The 8,907-nt window shown below is 63.8% G+C and carries 7 protein-coding genes, 1 tRNA gene and 1 pseudogene; 3 read left to right on the top strand and 6 right to left on the bottom strand.

What is annotated here, in order from left to right; translation table 11 throughout:
* Nucleotides 1-905: pseudogene (locus H0X91_RS16420) on the bottom strand (IS3 family transposase); the annotation flags it as partial.
* 161 nt (nt 906-1,066) lie between these two features.
* Between H0X91_RS16420 and H0X91_RS16415 the strand changes: the two are divergent.
* The 3 genes from H0X91_RS16415 (at nt 1,067) to H0X91_RS16405 (ending at nt 4,738) form a co-directional block, all read left to right on the top strand.
* Complete coding sequence (locus H0X91_RS16415) at nt 1,067-1,414, top strand: hypothetical protein (protein ID WP_009908645.1); 348 nt, start codon at nt 1,067-1,069, stop codon at nt 1,412-1,414.
* Between the two features lie 9 nt (nt 1,415-1,423).
* Nucleotides 1,424-1,750, top strand: coding sequence for a hypothetical protein (locus H0X91_RS16410; protein ID WP_196433142.1), 327 nt, complete (start codon nt 1,424-1,426; stop codon nt 1,748-1,750).
* A 126-nt stretch (nt 1,751-1,876) separates the two neighbouring features.
* Nucleotides 1,877-4,738, top strand: coding sequence for a DUF927 domain-containing protein (locus tag H0X91_RS16405; RefSeq protein ID WP_196433141.1), 2,862 nt, complete (start codon nt 1,877-1,879; stop codon nt 4,736-4,738).
* 616 nt (nt 4,739-5,354) lie between these two features.
* Here H0X91_RS16405 and H0X91_RS16400 read toward each other — a convergent pair.
* From H0X91_RS16400 to H0X91_RS16380, 5 genes are all read right to left on the bottom strand, one after another.
* Entirely contained in the window at nt 5,355-6,572 is a 1,218-nt protein-coding gene (locus H0X91_RS16400; protein ID WP_104012473.1) for a tyrosine-type recombinase/integrase, read from the bottom strand.
* 174 nt (nt 6,573-6,746) lie between these two features.
* Nucleotides 6,747-6,822, bottom strand: a tRNA-Thr gene (locus H0X91_RS16395).
* 18 nt (nt 6,823-6,840) lie between these two features.
* Entirely contained in the window at nt 6,841-7,356 is a 516-nt protein-coding gene (locus H0X91_RS16390; protein ID WP_058902247.1) for a ClpXP protease specificity-enhancing factor, read from the bottom strand.
* A 71-nt stretch (nt 7,357-7,427) separates the two neighbouring features.
* Entirely contained in the window at nt 7,428-8,039 is a 612-nt protein-coding gene (locus H0X91_RS16385; RefSeq protein WP_006400565.1) for a glutathione S-transferase N-terminal domain-containing protein, read from the bottom strand.
* Between the two features lie 94 nt (nt 8,040-8,133).
* The gene (locus H0X91_RS16380) at nt 8,134-8,892 is read right to left on the bottom strand and encodes a cytochrome c1 (RefSeq protein ID WP_006477108.1); all 759 of its coding nucleotides are present in this window, start codon (nt 8,890-8,892) and stop codon (nt 8,134-8,136) included.
* Nucleotides 8,893-8,907: the final 15 nt, after the last annotated feature.

Here is an 8,907-nt window from a genome sequence, read left to right as displayed (position 1 = left end):
GTGTTGCGACGACCGGTTGAATCCACCTTGGCCGCCTTGATCCGAGTGAAACAGCAAGCCTTGCGGTCGACCACGTTGCTCATAGGCCATCTCCAACGCCTGCACGACCAGATCGGCATCAGGGCGTGTCGAGAACGCCCAGCCAACAACCCGACGCGTGAACAGGTCGAGTACTACGGCCAGATAATGCCAACGTCCCTGCGCCCAGACATACGTGATGTCACCACACCACACCTGATTCGGCGTACCAACCTCGAATTCGCGATTGAGATGGTTCGGGATATCGATCCGCTCGACCGTGGCCTGCTTGTAGGCATGGCGACCCGGCTGCTTGCAGATCAACCCGAGTTCTTCCATCAAGCGGCTGACCTTGAAGCGTCCAATCGCCGTACCTTCCTCGCGCATCATGCCCATGATGCTGCGACTGCCAGCAGAGCTTCGACTCTCGATGAACAGCTCGTGTACCCGGCTACGCAGTGCCATGCGCTCGGCATCAACGCGTCGGGCTCGCCCTCGGTGGGCATACAGGCAGGACCGCGACACGTCGAATACCGCGCAGATCAGCTCGACCGATTCGCTTGCGCCAATCTGATCAATTACTTCGTACGTTCGATGCCTTCCGACATCAAGAGCGCGGTAGCCTTTTTTAAAATGGCCTTCTCACGCTCGAGGCGTTCGATACGCGCCTCGAGTTCCTGAATACGCTGTTGATCCGGCGTGATTGCCTTGCCCTGCGGCGTGACGCCCTGGCGTTCCATCTGAAGTTGCTGCACCCAGCGGCGCAGCACCGTCTCGCCGACGCCGACCGAGCGGCTTGCTTCCATATGGCTATAACCCTGGTCGAGCACCAGACAGGCGGCTTGCTGTTTGAACTCCGGGGAAAACGTACGTCGTTGCTTGCTCATCAGACACCTCTTCATGGCGACCATTCTCGCCTAAATCAGTGTCCGGATTCATTAGACCACTACAGAGGGCACCTACGAGCGCGCGCTCGTCGACATGGGGCAAAGCGTTGCACGCCGGTATTCGGCCGAAATGCGCCGCACCGCGCAGCCGGAGGTGTGCCATGACTGACCAGCGCATCCGAACCGCGGTTGTCGACGGATTCGACAACGCCCCGCCGCTCGATACGGGCGCACCGATCGAGCTGCAATTCGCCGTCGACCTGGGCGCGATCTGCGCCGACGCATGGCTCGACCTGAAAGGCGACGTGCGGCTGCACGACTATGCGGCCCATCAAGCCGCTGCGTTCGCGCGCGGCATGGAAGCCGCCATGCAGGACGCGGGCGACGTCGACGCGCATCGCGTGACGATCAGCCGTCAAGCGTTTGCGGCCGGCCTGATGGGGCGTGTACAACAGCACCTGTTTGCGGCCCTCGGCCTCGTCACGCGCGAACCGCGCACGACGCACTGAGGGGTGGTCATGGCAAAGACGAACAAGAACGCCGTGCAACCGCTCGCGCCGCACTTCGTGGCCGAGGTGAACCGCCCCGACCGCAACCGCATCGGCACGCGGATCAGTGATGCGATGGAGCTGCTGGACAGCCTGCATTGGGCGGCCGACAAAGCCATGTCCGATGACGACTACTGGCTTGTGCTGAGCCTGTTCCGTGCGTCCCTGCCGTCGATCGGCGCGGCGCTGGAGGCGGCCAACGACGCCCTTGGCCAGTCGCGGCTCGGCCGCTACGTCTACAGCAACGACGTCACGGCCGGCGGGGCGGTTCTCTCGGTGCCTCGCGCGGCCGGCTGACGCTGCGCCGCTAGGCATCGCCGCATCATTCAATTCTTCGCGCGTCGGTAGCTGCTTGCCCGATATGGACTACTAATCGGAAGTCGGCCGACGCGCGTCCAGTGGGAACCTATGAGTAACGCACCCATGTCCGAATTCGAGCGGGCGAGAGTCGCGCTCGGCTATGTCCCGCCTGACGACCGCGATACGTGGAGTCAGGTCGGGATGGCGCTCAAGGCCGAGTTTGGCGAGGAGGGCTTCGCCCTCTGGAACGAATGGAGCCAAGGCGCGCAGAACTACAACGGCAAGGACACGCGCGATGTGTGGAAGTCGTTCAAGGGCGGCAAGATCACCATCAACACGCTGTTCCACCTCGCCAAACAAGGCGGCTTCGATCCGCGCGCGCATCGAGCCAAGCCCGTCGATCCGGCGGAGCGCGAGCGGCAGAAAGCCGAGCGCGCGGCCCGCGAAGCGGCCGAGCTGGCCGAACTGACCGAGAAACAGCAAACCGCGTCAGCGCTCGCCGAATCGATCTGGTCGGCGGCCGAGCCTGCGCCGGCCGATCACCCGTACCTCGTTCGCAAGCGCATCCCGGTCGATGCGCTGCGCGTCTATCGCGGCGGCTTGTGCATCGGCACGGCCGCATGCGACGGAGCACTCGTCATCCCGGCCCGTGACCCGGACGGCAAGCTGTGGACGCTGGAATTCATCCTGACGGACGGCCAGAAACGCTACCTGCCGAACGGCCGCAAGGCGGGCTGCTTCTCGTTGATCGGCGGCCCGCTATCTTCCGCGCCGTCCACGCTGCTGATTGGCGAGGGTTACGCCACGTGCGCGACGCTCGCGGCCGCGACCGGCTATCCGGCCGCCGTCGCGTTCGACGCCGGCAACCTGCACGCGGTCGCGACGGCGCTGCGCGGCCAGTATCCGGACGCCCGCATCGTCGTATGCGCGGATGACGACCACACGACAAAAGGCAATCCGGGCGTGACGAAGGCTCGCGCGGCGGCTGAGGCAGTCGCCGGCATCGTCGCCGTGCCCGACTTCGGTCCGAACCGCCCGGCGGCCGGCACCGACTTCAACGACCTGGCTGCGCACGTCGGCCCGGATGCGGTGGCCGCCGCCGTGCGTGCTGCACTCGCACCGGCCGGCTCGGCGGACGCCGGCAAGGCCAAGGCTGCTCCAGCCGCCGCCAAGCCCGCCAAGCGCCCGAAAACGGCCCGCGCGCAGGACGGCAAGTCGCGGTTCGTCGTCGACGACAAGGGCGTGTGGTTTCACGGCTTCAACAATCAGGGCGATCCGCTCCCGCCGCATTGGGTCAGCACGCGGATCGACGTGATTGCGGAGACCCGGAACGAGATGAACAGTGAATGGGGCTACCTGCTCGAATTCACGGACCGCGACGGCATCCTGAAACGGTGGGCGGTGCCGGCTGGCCTCTTTGCCGGCGACGGCACGGAGCTGCGCCGCATGCTGCTCGATATGGGCGTGAAGCTCGGCGTGACGCAGATTGCTCGCACGCAGATCGCGAACTATGTGCAGATGGCGCAGCCGGACGAGCGCGTGCGCTGCGTGCCGCGCGTCGGCTGGCATCACGGCGCGTTCGTGCTGCCCGATCGCGTCATCGGCACCGGCAAAGAGGCGCTGATCTATCAGGCCGACACGCCGATCCAGAGCCAGTTCAAGGAGCGCGGCACGCTGGAGGACTGGCAACGCGAGGTCGCTGCCTACTGCGTCGGCAATAGCCGGCTGCTGTTCTGCGTCGCTACCGCCTTCGCTGGTCCGCTGCTGCACTTCTCCGGGCTCCAGTCGGGCGGCTTTCACCTGCTCGGCACAACGTCCAAGGGTAAGTCGACGGGCGGCGTCATCGCCGCGTCCGTGTTCGGCTCGCCGGACTATGTGCGGAGCTGGAAGGCGACCGACAACGCGCTCGAAGCCGTCGCCACGCAGCATAGCGACGCGCTGCTGATCCTCGATGAAATCGGGCAGGTCGAGCCGCGCTTGGTCGGCGATGTGATCTACATGCTCGCGAACGAATCGGGCAAGGCCCGCGCGTCGCGTAGCGGCTCGGCCAAGCCCGTGCTCACGTGGCGGCTGCTGTTCCTGTCGAACGGTGAAAAGAGCGTGTCCGCGCTGATGGCCGAGGGCAACAAGCCGATGAAAGGCGGTATCGAGGTGCGCTTGCCCGCGATCCCGGCCGAGGTCGGCGAAATGGGCGTGGTGGAGAGGCTGCACGGCTTCCCGACGCCGGCCGCGCTGATCGAGCATCTAGAGCGACACGCAGGCATGCACTACGGCACGGCCGGCCCCGCGTTCATCGAGTGGGCGTCGTCGCAGGCCGGCGAGCTGGCCGAGCATCTGCGCATACGCGTCGACGAGCTGGTCGGGCAATGGGTGCCGGACGGCTCGCATTCGCAGGTCGCCCGCGTCGCCAAGCGGTTCTGCCTCGTTGCGGTGGCCGGCGAGCTGGCGACGGCGCACGGGCTGACCGGCTGGCCGCAGGGCGAATCGGTCGAGGCCGCACGTCGCTGCTTCGAAGGCTGGCTCGAACTGCGCGGCGGCACCGGCAACTCTGACGAGGCCGAAGCCGTGCGGCAGGTACAGCACTTCCTCGCCGCGCACGGCGACAACCGCTTCGTGTGGATGAACCGGGCGCAGGACGACCATCGGCCGAACGTGCCTCATCGAGCGGGCTTCAAGCAGCACGTGAAGCGCGACGAGCGGCGCACGCCTATCGCGTCCGATCGGGAGTATTACGCCGAGTTCGGCGGCAAGATGAGCGCCGACGATGCCGAAAGCGTCGAGACGGAGTACCTGATCGAAGCAGCCGTGTTCCGCAAGGACGTGTGCGCCGGCTTCGATCACAAGATCGTCGCCAAGGCACTGATGAAGCGGGGCGTGCTGATGCCGCGTAGCGACGGCTATCCGTACCGGCAGGAGTACATCCCCGGTCACGGCAAGTTCATGGTCTATCGCGTGCTGCCGTCCATCTTCACGCTTGAGCTGTGAAAGACGCCGCCGCCGTCCGGGAGGGCGGTGGCGGGCATTCCTTTGCGCGGCGTTTTTGGCCCGCGCGTCAAAGTTACTTTGAGCGATCCGCTCCAGATGGAACCGGGCAGGCGGCTGCCGCGAATCTTGCCGCAGCCGTAACAATTCAGCCCGGTTTATCTCCAGTATCTCCAGCGTTCTCCAAATCGTTTGGAGACACGCGAAGCCTTATCCCACAAGGCTTTGAGGCCGATTCAGACGTTTATCTCCAAATCTCCAACTCGTTTTGCAGTGAGCAGACAGGTGTCGACCAACTGTATCGACCGTGAAGCCAGACGGGGCACGGCTCTCCGGGATTTGACGGGCATCAGAGACGTACTTTCGAGGGGGGTGTCCGCGATGCGCCACGATCGGGCATTGTTGCGCCGGCCGCAAGTGTCAGGGTGCCCGGAAAGCGGGGGACCCTGCGTCTAGGGCAAAGACGCGGGGGCTCACACCCGCGTGTTTTTCCTACTCCCGGCGCGCCTAAGGGGGGTCATATTCATACCGACATGCAGGGAGCCCGCAGTGCGGTGCCAACTCCGAAAAATCGGTGGGAGGTGCGCGGCAAGGGGGTCATACGCGTGGTGGCACGGGTCTATCTTGCAGCCGCGATCGGGATGATCTTCGCCCCACCCTGTTTGTCGAGATAGTCCGCCCACCACTGCATCATGCGATGGCGCTCGGACAGATACTCGGCGTGGTTGTATGCCGCCCGCACACCGTCCTGCTCGGAGTGCGCGAGCTGACGCTCGATCCAGTCGGAATTGAAGCCCTTCTCGTTCAAGATCGTTGAGGCAAGACCACGGAACCCGTGCCCGGTCATGCGACTGCGATAGCCCATCCGATATAGGGCGTACAGGATCGTGTTCTCGCTCATCTGCTGCAACGGTCTGCGGCTGTTCGGGAACAGCCAGCGACGATGGCCCGTCAGCGCGCGCAGCTCGGAAAGCAGCGCGATCGTCTGCTCGGCGAGCGGCACGATATGCACACGGCGCATCTTCATCTTCTCGGCCGGAATGCGCCACTCTCGGCGCTCCAAGTCGATCTCCGTCCACTCGGCCTGCCGCAGCTCGATGGTGCGAACGAACGTCAATGCCAGGAATCGCAAAGCGAGCCGGGTCTCGGGCTCGCCTTCATAGGAAGCGATCGAGCGAAGCAACTCCGGCAGCTCGCTTTCGCCGACTCGCGCCATATGCTTGACGGGCACCGCCTTCAATGCGCCTCGCAGGTCCGGCGACGGATCTCGCTCGGCACGGCTCGTTGCAACGGCATAGCGAAAGACTTGGCCGCATGTCTGCAACGTCTTGCGCGCCGTCTCGAACGCCTCTCGTCCTTCGATTCGTCGAATGACCGCGAGCAAATCCGGGGCGCCGATCGAAGAAATCGGGCGCTGGCCGATCAGGGGAAACACCTCGCGATCGAGCTGTTTCTTGACTCGGTTCGCGTGCGAAGCGCTCCATGTCGCTTGCTGCGCCTCGTACCACTCCAGCGCGACGGCCTCGAAGGTGTTCTGTGCGGCAATGGCGCGCGTCTGCTTCTCGACGTCACGCTCGAACGCAGGGTTCTTCCCTTCCGCTAACAGCCGCTTCGCTTCGTCACGCCTCAACCGAGCATCAGCGAGCGACGTCGAGGGATAGTCGCCGAACGTCAGCAGGTTTTCTTTGCCATTGAACCGGTATTTGAGCCGCCATTTCTTCGAACCACTGGAGCGCAGATCGAGATACAGGCCGCCGCCGTCGAAGAGTTTGTTTCCCCCGGCCTCATCGAATCTAGCGTTGCGGCACTTGGCGTCGGTAAGAGGTTTGGTTTTCATTGTTCGTCGGGGGTACGGCATACCCCCAAATCCCGGAAGTCATACCCCAAATCTTACCCCCAAATTTTGGGGATGCCCCGGCCCCTCACGGGACGCCCTGAAACAAAAAACCCGCGTCAGCGCTAGGCTGGACGCGGGTTTTGGGACTTCCGGGTACTACTTGATACTAGTGTTTGGTGCCGGCTGCAGGACTCGAACCCGCCACCTGATGATTACAAATCAACTGCTCTACCAGATGAGCTAAGCCGGCGTAGCGCGAGATTCTACCTCATTTCACGATCTTGAGGCGAGGTCTGCTGCCGCCTTTCGAGCCGTCGCCGTCGGTTTTCGGCGGTTCGTCGGCCCCTTCGGACGGCTCCTCATTCGCACCGCTATCGGTGACCGGCGCCAACGGCGAGACGGACTCGTCACGCTGCGCGTCATCGGCTTGCTCATCGTCGAACGCGCCCGAATCCTCACCTTCGCCCGCGACCGCATCGACCTGGAACGCCATGCCCTGCCCGTTCTCGCGCGCATAGATCGCGAGCACGTTGGCCACCGGAATCTCGATCTTGTGCGCCTTCCCGGAGAACCGGGCCGTGAACTCGATCCACTCGTTGCCCATCTGCAACTGGCTCGTCGCCTCGAAGCTGATGTTGAGCACGATCTCGCCGTCACGCACGAACTGACGCGGCACGCGCGTCGAGTTGTCGACCCTCACCGCGATATGCGGCGTGTAACCGTTATCGGTGCACCACTCGTACAACGCGCGCAGCAGATAAGGCTTCGTTGAAATCTCTTGCATCACAATCCTCGAACCCGGAGCGGGCGCGCGGCACGCCGCGCCACCCGCTCCGTCATGCCTTCATTGCAACATTAACGACGCATGACCTTTTCGGACGGCGTCAGTGCTTCGATGTAGGCCGGACGGCTGAAGATCCGTTCGGCGTACTTCATCAGCGGCGCGGCGTTCTTCGACAGCTCGATGCCGTAGTGATCCAGGCGCCACAGCAGCGGTGCGATCGCGACGTCGAGCATCGAGAACTCTTCGCCGAGCATGTACTTGTTCTTCACGAAGATCGGCGCGAGTTGCGTCAGGCGATCGCGGATCGCGAGGCGGGCCTTCTCGTGATTCTTCTCCGCCGCCTTGCCCTTCTCGTTCTCGAGCGTGCTGACGTGGACGAACAGTTCCTTCTCGAAGTTGAGCAGGAACAGGCGCGCACGGGCGCGCTGCACCGGGTCGGCCGGCATCAGTTGCGGATGCGGGAAGCGCTCGTCGATGTACTCGTTGATGATGTTCGATTCGTACAGGATCAGGTCGCGCTCGACCAGGATCGGCACCTGACCGTACGGGTTCATCACCGAAATGTCTTCCGGCTTGTTGAACAGGTCGACGTCGCGGATTTCGAAGTCCATGCCCTTCTCGAACAGCACCAGCCGGCAACGCTGGGAGAACGGGCAAGTTGTGCCGGAATACAGAACCATCATATTTGCGTTTCCTCAAAAAAGCCGAGGGCCGGCACGCGGCGCAACCCCTTTCACGGGTTCCGCCTTGCGCCGGCCCCACGCCGGTCAGGCGTGTTTACTTGATATCTTTCCAGTACGCGGCATTCAGCCGCCAGGCCAGGAAAGTCAGGACACCGAGAAAGATCAGCACCCACACGCCGAGGCGCTTGCGGGTCTGCTGGGCCGGCTCGGACATCCATGTCATATAGGCCACCAGGTCGGCGACCGCAGCATCGTAGTCGGGCGACGAGAGCGTGCCCGGCGTGACCTGCTGGAAGCCGACGAGCACGTGGGCCTTCTCGCCCGTCTCCTCGTCCGTCTTGTCTTCGAATTTGGCAACGCGCTGCCCCTGCAGCTGCCACAACACATGGGGCATGCCGACGTTCTCGAACACCGCGTTGTTCCAGCCGGTCGGCCGCGTATCGTCGCGGTAGAAGCTCCGCAGATACGTGTACAGCCAGTCGCGGCCGCGCGCGCGCTCCTCGACCGACAGGTCGGGCGGCGTGGTGCCGAGCCAGTTCTTCGCGTCGTCGGGCCGCATCGCAACGGACATCGTGTTCCCGACCTTGTCGGTCGTGAACAGGAGATTCGTTTCGATCTCCTTCTGGGATATGCCCAGATCCGTCAGACGGTTGTAGCGCATCAGGTTCGCGCTGTGGCAGTTCAGGCAATAGTTTACAAACAATTGCGCGCCGTGCTGAAGCGAAACGAGATTTTCCGTGTTATCGGGCGCCCGGTCGAGCGGAAAATTACCTTCCGCCCGCACGGCCGGCGCCGCCAGCAGCGCACAGGCGGTCGCCCCGATCAGCGCGAGTGTCGAAAGCAGTTTCTTCATGTTGTTCTCTCCTCG

It is taken from the genome of Burkholderia sp. 9777_1386 (assembly GCF_015712265.1).
Classification (GTDB): domain Bacteria; phylum Pseudomonadota; class Gammaproteobacteria; order Burkholderiales; family Burkholderiaceae; genus Burkholderia; species Burkholderia cenocepacia.
Note: the sequence above shows the minus strand (reverse complement) of the source record. Positions and strands in the feature narration are given on the sequence as shown.

Bases quoted from the DNA above. Each gene is read 5' to 3' on its own strand.
- H0X91_RS16415 (WP_009908645.1), top strand. From the start codon at position 1,067: ATGACTGACCAGCGCATCCGAACCGCGGTTGTCGACGGATTCGACAAC.
- H0X91_RS16410 (WP_196433142.1), top strand. From the start codon at position 1,424: ATGGCAAAGACGAACAAGAACGCCGTGCAACCGCTCGCGCCGCACTTC.
- H0X91_RS16405 (WP_196433141.1), top strand. From the start codon at position 1,877: ATGTCCGAATTCGAGCGGGCGAGAGTCGCGCTCGGCTATGTCCCGCCT.
- H0X91_RS16400 (WP_104012473.1), bottom strand. From the start codon at position 6,572: ATGAAAACCAAACCTCTTACCGACGCCAAGTGCCGCAACGCTAGATTC.
- H0X91_RS16390 (WP_058902247.1), bottom strand. From the start codon at position 7,356: ATGCAAGAGATTTCAACGAAGCCTTATCTGCTGCGCGCGTTGTACGAG.
- H0X91_RS16385 (WP_006400565.1), bottom strand. From the start codon at position 8,039: ATGATGGTTCTGTATTCCGGCACAACTTGCCCGTTCTCCCAGCGTTGC.
- H0X91_RS16380 (WP_006477108.1), bottom strand. From the start codon at position 8,892: ATGAAGAAACTGCTTTCGACACTCGCGCTGATCGGGGCGACCGCCTGT.